The 20,849-nt window shown below is 62.1% G+C and carries 23 protein-coding genes; 19 read left to right on the top strand and 4 right to left on the bottom strand.

Annotation, left to right across the window (positions count from 1 at the left end; translation table 11 throughout):
• The first annotated feature begins 13 nt into the window (after positions 1-13).
• The 16 genes from GVL04_RS14990 to GVL04_RS14920 all read left to right on the top strand — a co-directional run bounded on the left by GVL04_RS14990 (position 14) and on the right by GVL04_RS14920 (position 14,158).
• On the top strand, positions 14-1,609 hold the full coding sequence (locus GVL04_RS14990) for an acyl-CoA synthetase (RefSeq protein ID WP_159705966.1): 1,596 nt from the start codon (positions 14-16) through the stop codon (positions 1,607-1,609).
• A complete protein-coding gene (locus GVL04_RS14985) occupies positions 1,606-2,928 on the top strand; it encodes an MFS transporter (RefSeq protein WP_159705964.1) in 1,323 nt (440 codons plus the stop codon). Before GVL04_RS14990 ends, GVL04_RS14985 begins: the two co-directional genes overlap by 4 nt.
• Before the next feature lie 401 nt (positions 2,929-3,329).
• Positions 3,330-4,367: a daptide biosynthesis RiPP recognition protein gene (gene mpaB, locus GVL04_RS14980; RefSeq protein WP_235036304.1), complete on the top strand. Its 1,038-nt coding sequence runs from the start codon at positions 3,330-3,332 to the stop codon at positions 4,365-4,367.
• Positions 4,367-5,656 carry a daptide-type RiPP biosynthesis aminotransferase gene (gene mpaD, locus GVL04_RS14975; RefSeq protein ID WP_159705962.1) on the top strand — a complete coding sequence of 430 codons (1,290 nt, stop codon included), beginning with the start codon at positions 4,367-4,369 and terminating at the stop codon, positions 5,654-5,656. The genes mpaB and mpaD overlap by 1 nt, the downstream gene beginning before the upstream one ends.
• Positions 5,653-6,867: a daptide-type RiPP biosynthesis dehydogenase gene (gene mpaC / locus GVL04_RS14970; RefSeq protein ID WP_159705960.1), complete on the top strand. Its 1,215-nt coding sequence runs from the start codon at positions 5,653-5,655 to the stop codon at positions 6,865-6,867. The genes mpaD and mpaC overlap by 4 nt, the downstream gene beginning before the upstream one ends.
• Positions 6,868-6,871: 4 nt before the next feature.
• The gene (locus GVL04_RS14965) at positions 6,872-7,015 is read left to right on the top strand and encodes a daptide-type RiPP (protein WP_159705958.1); all 144 of its coding nucleotides are present in this window, start codon (positions 6,872-6,874) and stop codon (positions 7,013-7,015) included.
• A 49-nt stretch (positions 7,016-7,064) separates the two neighbouring features.
• Positions 7,065-7,190: a daptide-type RiPP gene (locus GVL04_RS24840; RefSeq protein WP_268825384.1), complete on the top strand. Its 126-nt coding sequence runs from the start codon at positions 7,065-7,067 to the stop codon at positions 7,188-7,190.
• A 47-nt stretch (positions 7,191-7,237) separates the two neighbouring features.
• Complete coding sequence (locus GVL04_RS14960) at positions 7,238-7,375, top strand: daptide-type RiPP (protein ID WP_159705956.1); 138 nt, start codon at positions 7,238-7,240, stop codon at positions 7,373-7,375.
• Positions 7,376-7,460: 85 nt separating this feature from the next.
• Positions 7,461-8,279, top strand: a complete 819-nt coding sequence (mpaM, locus tag GVL04_RS14955) for a daptide-type RiPP biosynthesis methyltransferase (RefSeq protein ID WP_159705954.1) — start codon at positions 7,461-7,463, stop codon at positions 8,277-8,279.
• Positions 8,276-9,511, top strand: coding sequence for a YcaO-like family protein (locus tag GVL04_RS14950; protein ID WP_159705952.1), 1,236 nt, complete (start codon positions 8,276-8,278; stop codon positions 9,509-9,511). The genes mpaM and GVL04_RS14950 overlap by 4 nt, the downstream gene beginning before the upstream one ends.
• Positions 9,512-9,546: 35 nt before the next feature.
• Positions 9,547-11,184, top strand: coding sequence for a daptide biosynthesis intramembrane metalloprotease (gene mpaP, locus GVL04_RS14945; protein ID WP_159705950.1), 1,638 nt, complete (start codon positions 9,547-9,549; stop codon positions 11,182-11,184).
• Positions 11,181-11,891, top strand: coding sequence for an ABC transporter ATP-binding protein (locus GVL04_RS14940; protein ID WP_159705948.1), 711 nt, complete (start codon positions 11,181-11,183; stop codon positions 11,889-11,891). The genes mpaP and GVL04_RS14940 overlap by 4 nt, the downstream gene beginning before the upstream one ends.
• Positions 11,888-12,637 carry a hypothetical protein gene (locus tag GVL04_RS14935; RefSeq protein ID WP_235036303.1) on the top strand — a complete coding sequence of 250 codons (750 nt, stop codon included), beginning with the start codon at positions 11,888-11,890 and terminating at the stop codon, positions 12,635-12,637. Before GVL04_RS14940 ends, GVL04_RS14935 begins: the two co-directional genes overlap by 4 nt.
• Entirely contained in the window at positions 12,638-13,342 is a 705-nt protein-coding gene (locus tag GVL04_RS14930; protein ID WP_159705946.1) for a hypothetical protein, read from the top strand.
• A 31-nt stretch (positions 13,343-13,373) separates the two neighbouring features.
• Positions 13,374-13,559 (top strand): hypothetical protein, encoded by a 186-nt coding sequence (locus GVL04_RS14925; RefSeq protein ID WP_159705944.1) that lies wholly within the window; start codon positions 13,374-13,376, stop codon positions 13,557-13,559.
• Positions 13,556-14,158 carry an NUDIX hydrolase gene (locus GVL04_RS14920; RefSeq protein ID WP_159705942.1) on the top strand — a complete coding sequence of 201 codons (603 nt, stop codon included), beginning with the start codon at positions 13,556-13,558 and terminating at the stop codon, positions 14,156-14,158. The genes GVL04_RS14925 and GVL04_RS14920 overlap by 4 nt, the downstream gene beginning before the upstream one ends.
• 5 nt (positions 14,159-14,163) lie before the next feature.
• On the opposite strand, the gene ggt is transcribed toward GVL04_RS14920, so the two are convergent.
• A complete protein-coding gene (gene ggt, locus GVL04_RS14915) occupies positions 14,164-15,999 on the bottom strand; it encodes a gamma-glutamyltransferase (protein WP_159705940.1) in 1,836 nt (611 codons plus the stop codon).
• 171 nt (positions 16,000-16,170) lie between these two features.
• Here ggt and GVL04_RS14910 point away from each other — a divergent pair, with 171 nt between their 5' ends.
• A complete protein-coding gene (locus GVL04_RS14910) occupies positions 16,171-16,359 on the top strand; it encodes a hypothetical protein (RefSeq protein ID WP_159705938.1) in 189 nt (62 codons plus the stop codon).
• A gap of 131 nt (positions 16,360-16,490) precedes the next feature.
• The gene (locus GVL04_RS14905; RefSeq protein WP_200846857.1) at positions 16,491-16,994 is read left to right on the top strand and encodes a GNAT family N-acetyltransferase; all 504 of its coding nucleotides are present in this window, start codon (positions 16,491-16,493) and stop codon (positions 16,992-16,994) included.
• Here the strand turns inward: GVL04_RS14905 and GVL04_RS14900 are convergent.
• From GVL04_RS14900 to GVL04_RS14890, 3 genes are all read right to left on the bottom strand, one after another.
• Entirely contained in the window at positions 16,991-17,938 is a 948-nt protein-coding gene (locus tag GVL04_RS14900; protein ID WP_200846856.1) for a hypothetical protein, read from the bottom strand. The two genes, GVL04_RS14905 and GVL04_RS14900, sit on opposite strands and share 4 nt — an antisense overlap.
• 147 nt (positions 17,939-18,085) lie before the next feature.
• Positions 18,086-18,988, bottom strand: coding sequence for a hypothetical protein (locus GVL04_RS14895; RefSeq protein ID WP_159705936.1), 903 nt, complete (start codon positions 18,986-18,988; stop codon positions 18,086-18,088).
• A gap of 9 nt (positions 18,989-18,997) precedes the next feature.
• On the bottom strand, positions 18,998-20,014 hold the full coding sequence (locus GVL04_RS14890; protein ID WP_159705934.1) for an SPFH domain-containing protein: 1,017 nt from the start codon (positions 20,012-20,014) through the stop codon (positions 18,998-19,000).
• A 106-nt stretch (positions 20,015-20,120) separates the two neighbouring features.
• Between GVL04_RS14890 and GVL04_RS14885 the strand changes: the two genes are divergently transcribed.
• Entirely contained in the window at positions 20,121-20,843 is a 723-nt protein-coding gene (locus GVL04_RS14885; protein WP_159705932.1) for an NUDIX domain-containing protein, read from the top strand.
• The last annotated feature ends 6 nt before the right edge of the window (positions 20,844-20,849 follow it).

Genomic DNA, 20,849 nt, shown 5'->3' with positions numbered 1-20,849 from the left:
TAGGAGGCAAACCATGACAACCACAGCAACCCAAGACCGCTACACCGAACTGCGGAACAGCCACCGCTGGGAGGTACCGGAGCTCTACAACATGGCCGTCGACGTTGCCGACCGGCACCCAAGGGACAAGCGCGCACTCATCCTGGAGTCCGCCGTCGAGGGCCAACGCGAAGTGAGCTGGGGCGAAATCCAGGACCGTTCCCGTCAGATCGCCGCCACCCTCCAAAAAGCCGGCATCAAGAAGGGCGACCGCGTCGCCGTCCTGCTGCCCCAGCGCTCCGACACCCCGGCTGCGTATCTCGGTGTGCTGCGGACCGGCGCCATCCTGGTCACGATGTCCCTGCTCTGGGCCGCGGAGCCGATCCGGTTCCGGCTGGAGGACAGTGGCGCGTCGGTGATCATCGCTGAGGAGTCTGCGAAGCACCTCTTCGGGGACTACCAAGGCGCCTTCATCGACATCGACAGCCCGGTCATCAAAGAGGCGCCCACGGAGTTCATGGACGTCGAAACCAAGGCCGACGACCCCGCCCTCATCTTCTACACCTCGGGCACTACCGGTCGGGCGAAGGGAATCGTCCACGCCCACCGGACCCTGCTCGGCCACAACGAGTTCGAGTACTGCCACCAGATCGGCGACGGCGACGTCTTCTACGGTGCAGGGGACTGGGCGTGGTCGCTGGCCAAGCTCATGGGCCCGCTCCGCCTCGGCGCAACGCACTTGGTTTTCCGGCCCAGCGGCGGCTTCGACCCCGCAGCCCTGCTGGACAGCATGAGCCGCCACCGCGTCACCAGCGCCCTCGTCAACCCGACGTTCCTGCGGAAGATGCGCGAAGACGTGCCCGACGCCGGTGCTCGCTTCCCGCTGTCCCTGCGGACGGTTTGTTCGTCCAATGAGCCGCTGACGCCGGACCTGATCACGTGGTTCGAAGCGCAGTACGGGCTGACCCTGCTGGACTACTACGGTTCCACCGAGTCCTACCCGCTGCTGGGCAACTACCCCGATGTGCCAGTGAAGCCGGGGTCCATGGGACGTCCACTTCCTGGATGGGAAGTCCGGTTGTTGGACGAGAGCGAACACGAAGTAGCCGCGGGCGAGACCGGCGAGGTCTGCCTCCGCGCACGATCCAACCCCCAATTTCCCTTGGGATACTGGAACATGCCGGAGGCGTCCGCCACCGCATTCGGGGGCGGCTGGTACCACACCAAGGACCAGGCCTACGCGGACGAAGACGGCTATTTCTGGTTCCTGGGGAGGACCGACGATGTCATCAAAACGTCCGGCTACCGCGTTGGACCCTATGAGCTGGAGGCAGTCATTCGCGAGCTCGATCCTGTGCGGGACGTGTCCGTCACCGGCGTACCCGACGAGCTCCGCGGCCAGTCCATCAAGGCCTGGATCGAACTGATGCCCGGTCACGCTGGGGGAGCGGACCTGAGCGAAGCCATCGTGGCGCACGTGAAGGAGAACTTTTCCCGCTTCGCGTACCCGCGATTCATTGAATACGTCTCCGCGTTGCCGAAGTCGGCCACCGGCAAAGTCCAGCGGGCCCAGCTCCGCGAACTTCCACACGTTGTAGCCTCTCCCCGCCTCGAAGGACAACAATCATGAATACGATGACCGAGAAAGTCGCAGAAACTGAGTCTTCCCCCCGGCGCAGCCTGAAGCGCGTCGCCGCGGCAGCCGCCGTCGGAAACTTCGTCGAATGGTTCGACTCCGCGGCTTATGCGGTCATGTCCGTCACCATCGCAAAGCTCTTCTTCCCCGATTATTCGACGACGGCGTCACTTCTGGCCGTGTGGGCGATCTTCGCCGGCGGCTTCATCGCCAGGCCGCTCGGGGCAGCTTTCTTTGGACGGTACGGTGACCGGATTGGGCGCAACAAGATGCTCGGCCTGTGCGTGCTGATTATGAGCGCGGCGACGTTCTGCATCGGTATCCTGCCGACGTTTGCGGTGATCGGCGTGTGGGCTCCGATTCTGTTGTTCGTGTTCCGCGCCGTGCAGGGCTTCACCACCGGCGGTGAGTACACGGGATCTTCGGCGTTCATCGTTGAATACGCACCGGAAGGTAAGCGGGCAACGTACGCCAGCATTATCCCGGCCACTGTCGGGCTGGCTTCGGTGGCAGGTGCGCTGCTGGGTGTGGCGATCACTTCTACGTTGAGCCCTGCTGACTTGCAGGCTTGGGGCTGGCGGATTCCGTTCCTGCTCGCGGCACCACTGGGACTCATTGGCCTGTATATCCGTTCGAGGGTTGATGACACTCCGGTGTTCCGCGGTCTGGAGAAGACCGGCGAAGTGGCAAAGCGGCCTTTGGGCGATGCGATCCGGATGTGTTCGCGCCAGATCTTCACTCTCTTCGGCTACAGCATCACCAACGCCATTGCGTACTACCTGATGAGCAGTTACATGATCGCCTACATGACCTCGAGCCTTGGCTATTCCTCAGCCGAATCCATGATCACGAGTGTGATCACGATGCTGGTGTACACGGCGGTTTGCCCGTTGGCAGCTCGTGCCAGTGACCGGTACGGCCGTAAACGGATGCTGTTGGTGGCCTGTGTTGGCTTCGTGGTCATGACCATTCCGGCGTTCTCCATCATGCCGCTGGGTCTCGGATTCGCGATCCTGGGAACGAGCGTTCTGGGTGCTTTGGTAGCTGTGATCGGAACGTCCAACGTACCGGCTCTGGTGGAGATGTTCCCGTCCTCGGTCCGGGCGTCCGGCTCTGCGATTGGGTACACCCTGGCCTACGTGCTGTTCGGTGGAACCGCTCCGTTCGTGGCCACCGGTCTGGTTGCAGGCTTTGGTTCACCGTTGGCCCCGGCCTTCTACCTGATGGGCATGGCGCTGGTATCCGCGGTTGTTGTGGTCCTGTTCTTCCGGGAGACGAAGGACCTGTCGCTGTCGCGGACCACGGTTCTGTAGGTACCTGGTCTGTAGGTACCTGGGTTCAGAGGCCCCGGCCGCTCAGTCAGTTGACTGGATGGCCGGGGCTTTGGGCTTTAGCCCTCCGGACTAGGCTTCGCCGGGGGTGACTTAGGCGGTCCCTCCTCGCCCAGGATCAACCGACGTCCTCATTCGTCGAGTGCCCCAGCACAACCCGTCCAAAGCTGAGCCCTAAGTCATGCTCTTGGAAGCGCCCGAAGCACCACCTAGGGAACCTCCATGTACCACCTAGGTGCCATGAATTGACCCCTAATTTCGGTCCATTCAGCACCTAGTTCCTCCTTTCCACCCTGTGGCTTCCCAGCACGCCCATAGTGTCCTTCCCAGAACGCGACGCCGGAACATATCTCCGGTGCCGCTCCTGAGGAGGAGCACAACTAATGGGGGTTGGGTCATTGAAGCTGAGTCAGCAACAGAGCATTGCCGCCGCTGTGGATCAGTGGGTCACGGGCATCCCGGGACGGGTCCCGGGCCATGTCGTCTTCGTCGAGAATCCCGAGCACACTGACTACGCAAAGTCCTTGGCTGGCGAGGATTCCGCCATCCTGGTCCTCAACGGTGACCACGGAGACCCGGACATCGTTCCGGTGTCAGGAACCTATGACGTTGCAGGAGAAGAACTCCTTGTGGACGGCACACTCGCCCTGGAGATCCAGGACTACGTAGCCATCCCGTTCGTAAATCTGGTGGGCGTAACGGTCGTCAGAATCGCCACAGCAGATGACTGGCAGGCCTTCTTTGACGATGCCGACGAAGCACTCCGATCAGGCCATTTCGTCAGGCAGCTTACTGAGGTCAATGCGGTGCTGGCTGAGCGCGCGCTGCTGAGTGGTACCCGGCGCGACAACCTGCTGTTGGCGAGACTCCACATCAGGTGGGACGGGTCCGTGATGAGCGGCCCTTATGGAACGAAGATCGGCAGAGTGGGCGACTCCCTGGCCGACCTGCGTGTCAGGGCCATCGCGTTGCGGCCCGAATCTGCCGTAGCAGGGGTCTACTATCCGTGGGATATTCAGGACTCCTTGGCAGCCAAACCATGGATACCGAGGTATTTGGCGGCATTGGAAGCGTGCAAGTTCATTCCGAGGGATGAACGCGGCACCACGAAGATCGTTGGCTTCGGTGTCAGCCTCTATGGATCAGCCCTCCATGACGGACCGCCGTCACCAAACGTTCCCTTCATCCTGACAAAGGGCAGTGAACATACCGTGCTGGACACCAGCACGGGACGTCTGTTCAAAGTGGGGCCGGACGCTGCGGCGATCATCGAAGCCGTCTCCAACCTGAAAGACATCAAAGTCGTCGCCAGGGTAGTGGCCCCCGCCATCAAGGTTTCGGCCGGCGCAGCCGAGGGAGCCGTGAGAGCGGTCGTGACACATTTTGAGCAGCTCGGCATCGACATCCTCGGAGCACGCTGATGACCGTAGTGCCTGTCCTTCCAACCCCCAGGACTCAGCTTCCACTTTGGGTACCGCTCGTCACCCAGCATGACTTCGACGTCGATAGCTACACAGCCGTAAGCGCCCACGGGGTGCACGTGACCTTTGCGGACGGCAAGCGGAGAATCTGCGCGAAAAGCGGACTCTGGAACGCCAACCTCGGCTACGGAAACCAACACATAGCAGAAGCCATCGCCCACGAACTGGAAACGGCCTCCTACCTCCCGCTGTTCCGCTCGTCCCATCGCAGGGCCATCGAAGCAGCAAGTGCCCTTCTCACGCTGCCGGCGCATGACTTCCAGCGAGTGGTCTTCTCGACGTCGGGAGGTGCCGCCAACGACGCGGTCATGAAGCTTGCCAGGCACTTCTTTGCCCTCAACGGGAACCCGGAGCGGAAACTCGTCGTCGGATTGAGGGGCAGCTACCACGGACTCACTTACGGTAGTCAGGCACTCAGCGGCGACGATCTGGGCCAAGCCGTCTATGGCGTGGATCGACGAAATATCCGCCACGTTGCCTTCGATGACCAAGGGCTGGAACTAGCCCAACTCATGCAACGGGAGGGGCATCGGGTTGCAGCGGTGATCATCGAGCCGGTGCTGGGTTCGGGCGCGGACGCAGTCCCGGAGGACTTCATCGCCAGTGTCCAACGACACCGCGCAGACCAGCGCTTCCTGATGATCGCCGACGAGGTTGCCACCGGCTTCGGCCGTGTGGCCGGCTGGTTTGCGTCGGACGCGTGGACTGAAGCTCCGGACGTTATCGTCACCTCCAAAGGCCTGACCAATGGCACCAGCGCGTGTGCCGCCCTTCTGATCGCGCAGCGGGTGACGGAAGCCTTCGATAAACACGAGTCCATCTTTGTTCACGGAGAAACCCAAGCTGGAACTCCGGCAACCTGCGCAGCCATCCTCGGCACCATCGACGAGATGAAGAGGCTGGACCACAACAGGCTGAACAAACAGGTGGCCGCCGGCCTCGACAACCTCGTGGAAGAGCTCCAAGGTGCTCCAGGAATCGGTAATTCAGCAGGTCGGGGCTGCATGCGGGGCGTCCAGCTCAGAACCAGAAACGGCATGCCACTCACCGCAAATGGGGTCCTGGCAGTCGTCAGGCATATCCATGAAGCCGGGGCGATCGTTCAACCAGGGCCCGGCCGGATACAACTCCTCCCCGCGCTCACTTACACCGAGGAGAACTTCGTGGAACTCCACGCGGCGATCCGAATTGGCCTCGCCACCGCCGAACGCGACGGGGTTTTCTCATGATCGCCGACCACATCTGGAGGACTCGCTGCATCATTCTCGACGTGGGAACGGCACCCAGGTATATCGGCGGGCTCACCCGCGGGCGCGCTGGACTGGTGGTGGACGACGCCCTGACAGCACACCGGGACAGGATGTTGGCAGGCGACCTCAAAGGAACGCCGGTTCTGGAGTTGAGGTCCGGGCCGGTCACTGTCGAAACCCTGCGGAAAGTGGGCAGCTTCATCCGGGAAAACGGCCTGCAGACGGTCGCGGGACTCGGCGGCGGTTCGATCCTGGATGCAGTGAAACTGGCCGCACTCTTCACGGCGGACCCAAATCTCGCCGTCTTCGCAGAGCGCCATGCCAAACGCTCCGGCCTCATGGTGTTGCCCCCGGTGGCGAACCTCAAGGAACGTCCGAAGACGATTCTGATGCCGTCCACTGTGGGAACCGGCGCTGAAGTCAGCGCAGTAGCGTGCCTGGACACCGCCGTCGGACGCCGCCTGATCGTCTCGCGGCACCTGACCGGCGATGCAGCGATGCTCGACGCCGGACACCTCGCCACCCTGCCCAGGCACTTGGTTTTCGAGGGGCTGCTGGAGGCGTTCCTGAGGGTTGCCGGCACCATGATTGGCAGCCATCACAGCATCTTCGACGACGACGGACACGCACTGATCCAACGGATGGTGCGGGTTGGCCAACAGGTCTCCCGAAAAGACTCTCCCGAACTACGGCTGACGGCCGCGCGCCTCAGTATGGAAACACATACAGGGTGGGCCCTGATGGGTCGCAACCCCTACGGAGCGAAGCACTGGTACCTCGCAAACGAGCTTGCCTACGTGACCGGAACGCGCAAAATGACGGCAACGGCGTCGGTGATTGGCCCCATTTGGGAGGAAGTCGGGAAGGGCGCAGCGGAGTGGGGAGATTCCAAACGACTCCTACAACTGTGGACCGCTGTGACTGCAGTGGACGCGTCTCTTGACCCCAACCCGGCCCATGGCATCAACGAGCTGATGTGGCGGTGGGGCATCGCCGGGCTGCAAACGCTCAGCGAGGAATCGGTGGTGCGGACCACGGACGCCACCCTTCGGAACTGGGGCGGAGGGCTTCCGATGCTGCGGGGCATCGACGCGATGCAGATTCAGTACGTCCTCAACGCAGCCACGGCAGGACAAACAACCTTGCCATGCCCAACGGGCCAATTACGAGGTGCAAGGGAGAGGAGGTGAGCACATGAACAGCATCACAGCACTCAAGGCCCTGGACCTCAACATCCAGGAGCTGGAAGCCATGGACGTTCCGGACGACTGGGACGAACGAATCAAGGGCATCACGGCAGGACTTGCGTTGGTAGGTATCGCCGTAGCCATCACTTGATCGTCCCGCTCGTCACGCCATAGCAAGCACCGAAGGGAGGTGAAAGCGCATGAAAAATCAGCTCAACATCTCCATCCAGGAGATCGAGTCGATGGATACCCCGGACTTCAACAACTGGTTCATCGGTGTGTCCCAAGGAGTTGCGATCGGCCTGATCGCCGTCAGCATCACCTAAGCCCGGAGCTCAGCCCCACATCCAGAGACGCAAGAAAGGAGGAGCCAATGATCGCAACCTCGAACCTTCAGCTGACCATCGAAGAGCTGGAGAACCTCGACACCCCGGACGATACACCGTGGTACATCCGCGTTGGTGACGTCATCATCATCGCCGGCGTCGTCGTCGGCCTCGCCGCCACCTAAGCCAGTGCACGCGGGTGGTGCCATGTTCCGCCACCACCCGCGTGTAACCCCGTCCTCCATCCAAACTCCGGGAGAACACGAGCTGATGAACACCGCACCAGACAAGACCGCTGACGCCATCCTGCGGGTCCTGGGACATGTCGATCCGCCTGAGGATCTGTACAGTACCTCCGGCTCCCGCCTCTATGACCGGATCACCGCCAACGACCTCACCGAACTTCCCGAAATCCTCGCGGCAGCGCGCAAGACCTCGGGGCCCATCCTGGAACTTGCCGCCGGATCCGGCCGGATCACGCGTCCGCTCCTTGCCCTTGGGCGTCCGCTGACCGCCGTCGATTCTTCACCTGAAATGCTCACGATGCTGAAAGAGAAAGCAAACACGCGGGCCTTCAATCCCCGCGACGTCCACGTTGAATTGGTCGAGTCGGACATGTCCCACTTTGAGGTCGACGGCGGGTACGGTTGCGCGGTTCTCGGTGCCAGTTCCATTACGCTTCTTGATCCAGCAGGCAGGCGCCAACTGTTCCGCAGGGTTCGTGACTGCTTAACGCCGGACGGACGCTTCCTGCTGACGGTCCTGAACGCTGACAGCCACCATGCGTCAGAGAACAGCGACGGCGGCACTACCGTTTCTGCGCTGGGGGACGACTCGTTCCTGATCAGCTCGGAAAGCCGGGACGCCGTCAACGGAGCACGGCACGTGACTATGATCCACGTCAGCTTCAACGTCGAAGGGACCTACCGATCCTTCGCATATGCCAGCGACATCGCTTTTGTGAGCAACAGCCTCATCGAGGAAGAGATCATCGCCGAAGGCCTCACCATCCTTGAACGCCGGCCGGTCCGGATAACGTCGCCAAGCCACGGTTTGAATGACGTGGAGCTGTGGGTGTGCAGCAAATGAGCATCGATCCTGTGCAGACGCTCGATCCTTCCCTGGGGCTGGTGACGGAATCATCCCTCTACGCGCCGAACGAGGTTGGGCTGTGGCGAACAATGGGGTTGTTGGCCAGTGGCGCGCAACCCGGTGCACGGCTCTCGACCGCTGTGGGAGCCTTCGACTTGTCAAGACGGTCGTCCCTGACAAGGGGTGCGGGAGAAGCTGTTGAACGCTTCGCATTGGCTCCAGTGCCGGCGGATTCGCCACACTTGCTTGCCGAAGCTGGCAGTGACCAGCAGCGGATCGACTTTGTCACCGCGGGACTGGGCCGCCCGTCAGCCCTCGCCCATGACTTCCCTTGGTACCGTGCTACTGATCTGGTGACCGGGACGCACACACAGGTGCCAGCACCCTTGGTGGACTACGACCCCGGATGCGGGGAGTGGAACCCATGGGATGCGTTCTTCGATCCCTCACCCAACGGTGCGGCTTCCGGACCCTCCGAGAGCTTCGCCCAGGCCTCTGCCATCGCCGAGGTAATGGAACGGGATGCTTTCCTCGCTGCTTGGCGACAACGGATTCCACTGCACAGTTTCGACGCGGAGAGCATGCCCGTAGCAGTGCGTCAGCAGCCTGAATCCCGGGCCCTCAGCCTGCTCCTCCTCACGGCGCGGGCGGCCGGTGTACAGCCCACGCTTGCCTTCATTCCGACCCCGGGCAGTCCGCTGCTGACTGCCGTGTGCGCCATTGTGGAGGAATCCGGGTCCGCTCGCTTTGGCGCGGTCGGACTCAAAGCTGCCGCAGACCCCGTGGCTGCCTTGCGGGGAACGCTCCAGGAGGGACTGCAAATCCGCGAGCTTTTCCTCTCGCGAAAGCAGACTGCCCGTCCGGACTCAATGGGGACGGATATGGCGGTTACGGATTTGGCGGTGACCGACGATGAATCGCGCGCGGACTTCTGGACCACTCCACCGGCAATCGCTGAGTTGCGCCAGTGGGTTCGATCCTTCGAGCCCTCAACTTTCCCCAGCCTCCAACCGGCACCGGATGCCCATGCCCTGGCGAAATACTTGGCCAAACGCGATATCGGCTCCCATTGGGTGAGCCTCACGCACAGGCTTCCGGTGGCGATTCAAGAGCTTGGCTGGGTGGCTGGCAAGGCAATCTGTCCTGGCGCAATTCCCTTGACCATGGACGAAACCAAGGGGCTGTTCGTGATGCCGGGCTGTTCTTCGATACCGCATCCACTGATATGACCACATCACGAAGACCGAAGTCTGGAGAAGGTCGGATGGCTGTTGAGTGGCCGGTTCAGCTGGCGCCGTCTGCCTCCATCGACGAGCCGTTGCAGGAAGGTGGGCCGTGGATAGTCGCCGTGAATGGTGTGCCGAAGGCGCGGGTCTCTGCCGACGTCGCCGATGTCCTTAGGGCGGTGGACGGCGAGAGGAAGCCAGCCCAAGTCGCCGAACTCCTGGGGCCAATCTGGACCCCTGCCGATGTGGCGGGGATTGTGCGGCAGTTGGCGCACACCGGAATTTTCGACGGCGGCGCGCGGCCGGCCGGGACTCGACGGGTCCAGTTCAGGGCGCCGCTGACAGCGCAATTCACCCTCTTCAATCCGGCTGCATTGCTGCAAGCCGTCCGTCCGGCAGTCGCAGCGATGATGCGGCCTGGTGGAGCCGTCGCCGCCCTTTTGCTCCTTCTCGGTGGGGCGGTGGGTGCGTTCTTCGCTGGGCCCAGCATGTTCCGCGTCCTCGCAACCCCGCTTCCGTTGGAGGCCTATCTCTACGTGGTGGTAGCGATGTTCGCGTCCACACTCCTGCACGAATTGGGGCATGGGATGGCGCTCACCTACTTTGGTGGCACACCGCGGCGCATCGGAATCATGCTGTTCTACCTGTCGCCCGCCTTCTTCTGCGACGTGACCGATGGGTGGCGGCTGAGCTCCCGGAAGCAACGGGTACTCGTGGCGCTCGCCGGGCCTTTGGTGCACGTCGCTTTGGGGAGTGTTGCCATGACGGTTCAGGTGCTTCTTCCAGAGTCACCCGTGAAGGATGCCGCGGTCCTCTACGGTCTCATTTGCTACGCCGTGGCCGTTCTTAACCTGTTCCCGTTCATCAAGTTGGATGGCTACGTCGCCTTGATGTCCGCAGTGGATATACCGCATCTTCGCAGGAAGTCGCTCCGGGCATTGGAGGAGGTGGTCGGCTCCCGCGTTCTCGGTTCACAACGTCCCGTGCAGCGCCAGGGTTTCCTGCCGTGGTTCGGACTCGCGAGCTTCGTCTCGGGAATTGTCTTCATGCTGATCGGCTACCAAAGGCTCGTTCCCATTTTTCTGCAGCTTGGCTATGCAGGTCACCTTATTGTTTTTGCGGTCCTGTGCGTCCTTGCCCTGTTGGCACTGAAGAGCGTCATTCAGTTCTTCCGGATGGCGTCCAAGAACGGAAGCCCTCTCTGGAGGCGGATCCTTGCAGTGCTGCTTGGGGCAGGGGCCGTGGCAGCCCTGACCTGGATCGTCCCCGTAAGGCCGGTGACCGTGGCTGGATACACCTATGCAAACGGTGAGTTGCGGGTCGTGACACCCGTCCAAGACCCGCACCAGTCTTTGCTGCCCGGCGATCAAGTCACTTTGCAGTCGCAGGGAATGATCATTCACGAAAACCTGGGGCAGGCCACTATTGGTGACCGGTCGCCGTCGAATTCCATGGCACCGCTGGACACCATCGCCCCGATTGCGCTGGCGGGCGACACCCTGCCGGTTCTGGCCTACGGTGGCGAACTGGAATCAGGGACGAACCTCTCCTCTGCCGGACGTGCTGAGGTCACCAGTCAACGGCAGACGAGCCTGGGGGAGTGGTTGTGGGATTCGGCGATGAACTCACCACTGTGGCTGGCCCAATCCACTGGCTCCACGAAAGGGCACCCATGACTATTCCCGCGAGCTTCAAATCATTCAGCAAGAAAAGAGGCAAGAGGTTCGCCGTCGAGGGGTTGACGTTCGATGTTCCCCCTGGGCGTGTGGTGGGCCTGATCGGTCCCAACGGGGCAGGAAAAAGTACTGCGCTCGCGGGGCTGACCGGCTTGTTGGCTGCAACGACCGGAAGCGCCACCGTCTTCGGCAGTGACTACCGCTCACTGCGGTGCCCGGCAACCATAGCCGGCGTGAACCTGGACGGCATGGACGTCGAGCCGGGACTGACCGGACGCCGGCACCTGCAGATCTGCCAACTGGCCGCCGGGGCTGCCCCGGAGAACGTGGACCGCGTTCTTGAACAGGTGGATCTCGCGAACGAAGGGAACAAGAAGGTCCGGGACTACTCATTGGGAATGCGGCAACGGTTGGGGATTGCGTCTGCCCTGGTCGGCGACCCCCGGTTGCTTGTCCTCGATGAACCCGCAAATGGGCTGGACCCGGAGGGAGCCAAGTGGCTTCGGCGATTCCTGAGGGACTTCGCAGCTTCCGGTGGGAGTGCTTTGGTTTCCAGTCATCAGCTCATGGAGCTGGAACAGGTAGCGGACGAAGTTGTCATTCTCAAGCAGAGGACACTGTTCCGCGGAACCCTCAAGGAGGCGAAGGCCCTTGGTGGCGGGAGCCTGGAATCTGCGTATTTCAAGATTCTGGCGGGTGCCCGTTGAACGCGAATGCCACTGCTGCCTTGGTGGGTGGGCTCCGTTCAGAACTCATCAGATACTTCAGCGGGTACTCGATTGTGGGCATCCTGGCGTTCAGTGCGTTGGTTCCCTGGTTCGTTGCCAACTTCCTCGGTTGGCCGGACAACGCTGAAGACCTATCGGCGGCAGACAACATCCAGGCGTTTTGGGCGCTCGCCACAAGCATCGCTGCCGTGGCTACGTTTGCCGGGAGCTATCTGGTGACACGCGAGACCTACTACGGGACTCTTCGCCGCAGCGTGGTGATCTCCGGATTGCAACAAATGGTGGCGTCCAAATACCTGGCAGCGCTGGTGGTCGGCCTCGCCACGGCGCTTATGGGAGTAACGATCTGGGGCGGGAGCGTTGCATTCTCGCTGCCACCCGAGGTGCGGGCAGACCTTCTGACTCCCGAGGCATGGAGCGCCATGCCTGGCGTTGTGATGGCATCCGGGATGGGCGCCCTCTGGGGTTGTTCGCTGGGCTGGATCATCCGTCACTACTACGCGACGACGATACTCACCATGCTCCTCCCGCTCGCATTCGAGCTGCCTCTTCTTGCAAACAACTCCGAGGTGGCCCGATGGCTGCCGTCAGGTGCCTTGGCGGGTATCGCTTCCCTGCCGTTCGAGGGATTGCTGGAACCCATGCCGGCGTTCTTTGTGTCCGTTGGGTGGCTGATCGCAGCGGGAGCCGGGGCCGGGTTAGCCATCAAATTAAAGGAGCTGTAGGTGGCTAACGTCGTGCCCGCCCTGATATCCGACCTCCAGCGGCCTTGGCTATGGAAAGGGTCAGTCGTGGGGGCACTTCTGGTGTTGGGAATTCTGGGCCTCCTCATTGCCGCCGCGGTCCTTGACCCCGGGGCACCGACGCAGGGCCTTGACCTGCTTCTCCTGGAACCAGCACTTTCCCTTGTGCTCACGGCTGGGGCGCTGGTGGGTTCTTTCTCCTTCACGTCGGACTACCGGGATGGGTGCCTCAACCGCCGTGTACTGCTTTTCCAACGAGGACCAGCGTTCACTGCACGGGCAGCCGCTACCGCTGTGTCAGCCCTCCTGGGCGGAGCGACCATAGGCTTGGTGTTTGGGATTTCCGGGATATTACTCGACGACGGATGGCAGCCCAGTCTTGCCGCAATACTCGCATTTGCGGGGGCAGACTGCATGGGATCGCTATGGGGCTTCGCCATCGGTTCCCTCATTCGCAACCACCTGGTGAGTCTCTTCGCGGTGCCTCTCAGTTTGATTCTCCCGGAATTCATATCCGGGCCCCTGGGGGAGACCAAACGGTTTGTCTTTCCGGTCTTGGTCACCGAGTGGGCAGGCCAACTGGCAATCCACATACCAGCCCGCATCACTTTTTTCGAAGCCGCGACGTGGCTTGTAATAGTCACAGCGGTTGCCTTCGGGGTGTTCCTGAAGCGGGATCTGGTGTGACAAATCATCAACTCCAATTAAGGAATTCATCATGAAAAGCAGCCCGTTGGTTTGGCTCCTTTTGGCCCTGGTGCTCGCCGCCTATGCAGTGTCCATTTTCATCTCAAATACAGCTCACACCTGGTGGTCCACCGTTTCCGGAATCATCATCGCGGCTGCATCGTTGGTCATGGTGTGGAGATACAGCCGGGAGCTCAAGAACAACCGCCCATCTTGAGCAGTTCGGACGAACTGTGGCGAAAACTCTGGAGCACGCGCGCCTACAAAGGCTTTGTCACCGTCAACCGGGACACGTACTTGGAGGCGGATGGCTCGGTCACTGAATGGGAAGTCATAGCCGGTCCGGACTCGGCCGCAATGCTCGCCTTCACGGAGGGCGGCGCGGACGTGGTTCTTTTTGAACAGTTTCGAGTTGGTCCAGGAAGGACATTGCTGGAACTTCCCGGCGGCTATGTGAACGATGGTGAAACCGCTGAAAATGCAGCTCACCGTGAGTTGGCAGAAGAGACCGGCTACCACTCGGCGTCCGTCTATTACGCAGGATCCGAATGGTGGTCAGCCAACTCTTCCAAGCGAAAACATTTGGTTATTGCAGCAGAAGCCCGCCTCGGAGGCGACCCGTCATGGGACCCCTCCGAAGCGGGCTTCGTGCGTCTCCTTCCGAGTGACGAACTGCTCGATTTCCTGCTCAGTGGCGAACTGACGGACGCCGGGCTCGCGTGTCGTGGCCTGATGAAATTTGCCGTCAGTGACCAAGAAGATGCGGCTCTGGAGAAGCTCCAAGCAACTGTTCGCGGGCTGTTGCCTGGTTACTGAGACGCCTACTTGCCAGGTTTGCCCGGTTTCACCACCATCGCTGAACCGCCGCCTCGACGAACCGGTTCGGCGGCCGCGGTCATCTTGCCGTCCCTGCCGAATTCGATGGCCGTTGCCGCCCCAATCTCTGCAGCCGAGGTGAAGGCGTCACCTGCCGGAACCAGCTTGTGCCCCAATGACGTCAGGGCAGGACCGTACTTATCGATGAAGGCCGGCTCGGAGCTGACAGTTTCACCATTTCGGGGTGCAGCCCTTGGCGCAGCGAGCGCTTCGGAGACTGTCATACCCAAATCGACGCGGTTAAGGATTGTCTGCAGCACGGTAGTGATAATGGTCGAACCACCGGGGGAGCCGAGGGCCAGGAAAGGATTGCCGTCCTTCAAAATGATGGTCGGCGACATAGAGGAACGCGGCCGCTTACCAGGCTGGATCCGGTTGGGGTCTGTCTCGTTGTAAACGGTGCTGAAGTCAGTCAACTCGTTATTCAGCAGGAAGCCACGACCAGGAACAACAATCCCCGAACCGCCGGTCTGCTCGATCGTCAGCGTGTACTCCACCACGTTGCCCCACTTGTCGGCGACCGTCAGGTTCGTCGTGGAGATGTTTTCTGTATCCGTCTCATTGGCGAGTGGCGCCACGGCAGCCGGGCACGCGCCGTCGTACGCTTGTACGTTGCCGGGGTCGACCGGCTTCTCAGCTGCCGCCGTCGGATCGATTTCGCAGGAGCGTTCCTTGGCAAAGACGTCGCTCAGCAGGGTTTTAGTGGGGACATTCACGAAAGCAGGATCGCCAACGTAGGCGCCGCGGTCCGCGAAGGCGAGGGAACTGGCCTCGAAGTAGTGATGCAGGGCGTCGACTGGCTTCATGTCCTTGAGTTCGTAGTTTTCCAGGATGTTCAGGGACTCACCCACCGTGGTGCCGCCGCTGCTGGAAGGCGCCATTCCGTAGACGTCGTAACCGCGGTATTCCACCTTGGTGGCGTCCTGGTCCAGCGCTTTGTATTTGGCCAAGTCCTGCGTGGTCATGAAGCCGACCGGGACGGGAAGTTTGGTTGCCGCAGTTTTCGGCGGGGCCTGGACGGTCTTGGCGATCTCTTCCGCGAGCCGGCCGCCGTAGAAGGCGTCGGTGCCTTCCTTTGCGAGCAGCCGGTACGTCGCCGCGAGGTCGTGGTTCTTGAAGACGCTTCCGACGGCGGGAGCGTCACCACCGGGAAGAAACAGATCCTTCGTGGAGGTAAACGCACCGAAGCGAAGCTTATTGTCCAGTGTCTGTTGACGGAAGGTCTCGTCCACCACGAAGCCGCGGTTGGCCACCTTGATGGCCGGCTTCAGGGCTTCGCCGAGGTCCAGAGTGCCCCAGCGCTCCAGTGCACGTTCCCACGTTGCAGGTGTGCCTGGGACTCCGACGGACACGCCGCTGGTGACGAGTTCAGGCGTGAAGTTGTACGGCTTCTTGGTGGCCGGGTCAATGAATGCGTCAGTTGGCATGCCCGCCGGAGCGGTTTCACGGCCGTCAATGGTGCCGACTTGTTTGGTCTTCGCGTCGTAGAAGACGAAGTATCCGCCGCCCCCGATGCCTGCGCTGTAGGGTTCGGTAACGCCCAAGGTTGCGGCGGCGGCGACGGCTGCGTCGGCGGCATTGCCACCCCTCTTCAATACTTCGATTGCGGCTGCGGAAGCTTCCGGATCCACGGTGCTGACAGCGCCGCCGTAGCCTGTGGCCGTGGCTTTCTTCTCAGTTTCGCGTGAATCTGCGAAGGCCGGACTGGCCATTGCGCCGCTTGTCACGGTTAGTGCCAAGGCTGCCGTGACAGCAGCCAGTTGACGTCTCACATGTGTCATGGTGTCTCCCAGAGTTGGTCCAGACGGTGATGTGGGTGGACGGTCCGGTCACCCTACCCCGGGGTTTTGCACGGGACAACGGTTGAAATTTGAAGGACGGCGGGTCAGAAGGGAATCAGTGAGCGTCCACATGACGGCGGGAGACCTACCGGGGCCGCGTAGGATCGACGCATGGGGACCAAAGGCAGGACCAAGACATTTGCTGTTCTAGCAGGGTTGTTGGTGGCAGCGTTTTCGCTTTTCGCTGCACTATGGGTGAACGGAAATATTCCGTGGCCTGCGGCCATAGCCACTTCGTTTATTCTCGGCATGGCAACGTTTCTAGCAACCATCAAAGGCAATGCCAGAAAACCCAGTTAGCGGACCGTATTGCTGATGCTGGGGGCCAATCGGGTGCCCGGTGAAGAATCGTCCTGCGGCGCACTTAACGTCTGGTTTCCGCGATCCCCGGCTTGCCCGATTAGTAGCTACTGCGCATGTACCGTTGAGCAATGACGATCAACTTTGAGGTGCGTCGTGCCGAGCCTGCAGACGCGCCAAGCATGGCGAGAGTTCACGTGGATACTTGGCGCGAAACCTACCGGGGGTTGATGAGCGATGCGGTGTTGGATGATCCAGCACTCCTGGAATGGCGCGAGAAATTCTGGACCGCAGCGCTGACTGATTCTCGCTATGAAAAGAACAGCGTCGCCGTCGCTTCGCATGAAGAAACCGTGATCGGCATCGCGATGTCAGGCCCCATTCCTGACTCCGCTGAAGAGCCCCAGCAGTTGTACGTCCTTTACGCATATACCGCTTTCCACGGTTCAGGGGTGGGCGAAGCCCTGCTCAATGCCGTCATCGACCCTGCCGCGCCCGCTTCGCTCTGGGTGGCGGACCCTAATCCGCGCGCCCCATCGTTCTATCGGAAGAACGGATTCATCGCCGACGGGGCGGAGAAGATTGAAGACGACGTGAGGGACGTTCGAATGGTCCGCAGCCGCCAAGCCCGCTAACCCGTTGCTTCGGAGCTCCTGCGCGCAGTGATTGCACGCGATCCGACACCAACCAGTCCGATAGCCAGCGCCACCAGTATGGTGGGCAAAGCCCCTCCGTCAGGACCGAGGGTAGCTGCGAGGATCTGCCGGCTCATCAGCAGCATTTCCTGGACGTCGCCGGCCAGCACCCGGGTTCCCAAGACGTACTGCACCGATATGAACAGGGCCGGAATCACCCACAGGAACGCAAGGTTGAGAATCCATGCCGCCACTCGGCGGACGGGCCGGAGCCCACACCAAGCCAAAGCGCAACCGACCAGGACCGCAGGCACCCACCGGGCGATGGTCGGCACAGCAGTGGGTACGTCGATGTACCCCATGATGCCCACAACCCACTCCACGGCCCACGACGTGAGCGGAACCGCCATGAGACCGAAGCCGATGGTGGCCTTGACCGTTGACCTGGAAGCGATCAGCACCAGTGCGACGAGCGCTGCAACCATGGAGCCAATGACGCCGGCCAACAGCCCACCGAAGTAGAGGCCGGACATGCTGCCGGGTGCCAGACCCTCGTGGAGTATCCAGAACGATTGCACGGTGGCGATGAGCTGGACAGTGAAAACCCCTCCGACGGCGCACCAGGTGACGAGTCGACGGCGGTTGGGTGACCATATGCGAATGGAGAGCCCGGCCACTGCGCCGCCCACACTGAGGAGCGCGACGATGGTTGTCAGTTCGTACTGGCTAAGGGGCAGCAAGGCGAGGGGCATCTGGTCCGGCCAGACCTGCGTCGCCCATAGGTTCTGCAAGGGCAGTCTGGCCCCAGTGATCCACCAAGGGACCAGACCAAGAGCTCCGGCAAGGAGGCCAATCAGCCAACCCCGGGCGGCCTCGCGGCCTGGAGTTGGCGGGGTCCGATAGGCCGGTTCGGTTTGTTCCGTTGCTTGTTCACGATGGCTCACGGAAGCTCCTCGGGGTGAGTCAGGAGTTGAGTCGCCCACACTAATAGAGCAGGCCAATCCCCAATACTACACCGAATGGATTAATTGCCTGCGGAAATATCGCTTGTTTGGCGGGGCGGAGCTGCGCGTTCCTCGTCGCCTATGTAGTCAAACAACCAGCCGCAGCGGCCTGTGCCCCAGCTGCACCGTGATTTCCTGCCCCCACGTCGCCGTCAGCCGGTCGTCCTCCATGCCGTCGCCGAACACCACCAGCTGATCGGACGCCACGGTAATCCGCAGGACCTCGCCGGCTTCGAGAACGCCTTCGGTCAACGAGGCGCCGGTGACGGGTGAGGGCCACGCCTCGCGGACGAACCACGCGAGCCGCGGATCGGCGGGTGCTGGCAAGGCGCGCCCGCCGCGTTCCAGTGCGATTGAGGCGCACCATCCGGTGGCGCCGGTGCCGGTGGAAACGATAAGGCCCGACGACGACTGCCGCTCCGACTGCCCGCCGGGCTGGGTGAAACTCGGCGCAGTGATGGAGTACTTCGCCGACTGATGTGAGGCGTGCCCGACGAATACTTCGTTGAGTGCCGAAAGCAGCTGACCGTCGTCGAGGGTTGCTGTCACGGTGGTGAGGTCCTGGCAGCGCAGCCGCGCAACGTCTCCAGTCGCCAGAAGGGCTGCGGCCGCCGCTGGGGTGTGCCGGACCAGGACGCCGGGGTTGGCGCCGGGCTCGGGGTCGATGCCGATCACGGGCTGCCCGTTCAGGTACTTGGCAACATTCGCCACCAGGCCGTCCTGTCCTACGACAGCGATGATGTCCTCGGCCGTGAGCAGGAAGCGGCTCAGGTCCGCGCGTTCCACTTCCGCTGTGCGGCAATCGGACGGCACGGCCGCCCGAATAATTGCGAGGGCGGCGGTGAGGCGATCGTGTCTGTCCTGCACGTCCTGGATGCTGCGGCCGCGGGTGCGGAGGAAGAACTCCGCTTGGCCGCGGGTGGCGTGCCGGTCCAGGAGTTCCTGAAGTTCGGTCCGCCGGTGGACGATGACGATGCGCGGGGTTGCCATGACGGAACCTTACTTGGTGTCTTCAGTTGTGGCGGGTTCCTTGAACAGCCCGGCCAGTGCTCCGCTGAGCAGGTCCGGGGTGATGGTCAGGTTCCCGATGTTCGGCAGGCTGCCGGCAGCATCCTTGAGCGCCAAGGCCAACAGGGTGGCCTGCTCCATGCCACGGTAGACCTCCATGGTGGCGGCCTCGCGGGCCGCGGCGGCTTCACCCACCAAGCGGATCTGGTTCGCCTCGGCGGCTGCGCCGATACCCTTCCGTTCGGCTGAACCCTGTGCCTCGATGAGTCCTGCTGCAGCCTTCTCTTCGGCTGCGCGGCGGGCGTTCGCGCCCTCCTGGGCTACCAGGTTCTCGCGGCGTACAGCCAGTTCGATCTGGCTCGCCATCTCGTTCTCGGAGATAGTGCGTTCACGTTCGACGGCGACCGCCCGCCTTTCGTATACAGCGCGGTCCGCTTCGGCTTGGAGCTGCTCACGGACCGGAGTCTGCAGCGCACGTTCGACGTCTGACTCGGGCCGTACTGCGAGGACCTGCACGCCGAGGATTTCGATGCCTGTGGACTGGAGCCTTGCATCAGCTCGGAGTGCATCCGTGAGAACCAAGCGGAGCTGGCTGACGCCGCGTTCGAGTGCCTCGGCGAGTGTGGTGGTGGCGATCTGGTCGATCGCGTGGCTCTGGCACAGCTGGCCGATGATGGTGGACACTTGCTCGCGTCCGGTTGCCGGTGCCTTGCCCGCGGCCTGGAGGCCAAAATCCAGGCGGGTGGATACAGCGACGGGGTCGATGAAGCGGTAGGTCACATTGGCCTGAACGCTGACGTCCTGGTGGTCGCGGGTGATGGCGTGGAAGAGCGTGGGCAGTTCCTGGTCGTCCACGGGAACCTCGCTCAGTACGGAGTTTGCGGGGCGGAAGAAGAACGCCTGGCCCACTCCTTGGTGCTTCACTGCGCCCTTCTGCAGGTGCACGACGTAGCCAGTGGGGCTGCCGAGGAAGTGGCTGATCCAGGGGTAGCGCTTGATGGTGGCCATGATGATCGCTCTCTTTCGTTTAGTTATCGTCGGTTTGACGATAACTAAACCGTAGACGGAAGTGCGCATTATTGTCAACATGACGATAAGTGCCTACGATTGATGCATGCCTGAATCCCATCCGGCGCCCGAGCGCTTCCCGGTGACCGTCGACGTCGTCGCCTTGACCGTGCGCAGAGGGGAGCTAAATGTCCTTCTCATCACCCGACTTATCGAGCCTTTTCGCGGCAAACTCGCGCTCCCTGGCGGCTTCGTCCTCGCGGGCGAGGAGTTGCTCGAAGCGGCTGCCAGGGAGCTGGCGGAAGAGACCGGCGTCGGACACCTGCCTGGCCACCTTGAGCAGTTGGGAAGTTACGGCCCGAAGGGACGCGACCCCCGCGGCGACGTCCTGACTGTCGCGCATTTGCTGCTCGCGCCGGATTTTCCGGTGTTGGCCGCTGGCAGCGATGCCGAGCACGCTGCGTGGTATCCGGTTGCTGAGGTTCCAGAGTTGGCCTTCGACCACGCGCTAATCCTCGATGACGCCCTGGAGCGGGCCAAGTCGAAGCTCGAATATTCGCCATTGGGCGCAGCCTTCTGTGGCGATGAATTCACCATCGCCCAACTCCGCTCCGTCTACGAGGCTGTGTGGGGGACCCGCTTGGACCCGCGCAATTTCCACCGCAAAGCGACTGGAACTCCCGGCTTCCTCGAGGAAACCGGGACAATGACAACGGGCGACGCCGGCCGCCCGGCTGCGCTGTTCAGGCTCGCCCCCGCTGCACGTATGACGGCGGGCCAACCCACCCGCGCGGTGCTGAACCCACCGCTGATGCGCCCGCGGGAGTAGCCTTGC

Source organism: Arthrobacter sp. 18067 (genome assembly GCF_902706295.1).
Classification (GTDB): Bacteria; Actinomycetota; Actinomycetes; order Actinomycetales; family Micrococcaceae; genus Arthrobacter.
This window is presented reverse-complemented; position numbering and strand designations above follow the sequence as displayed.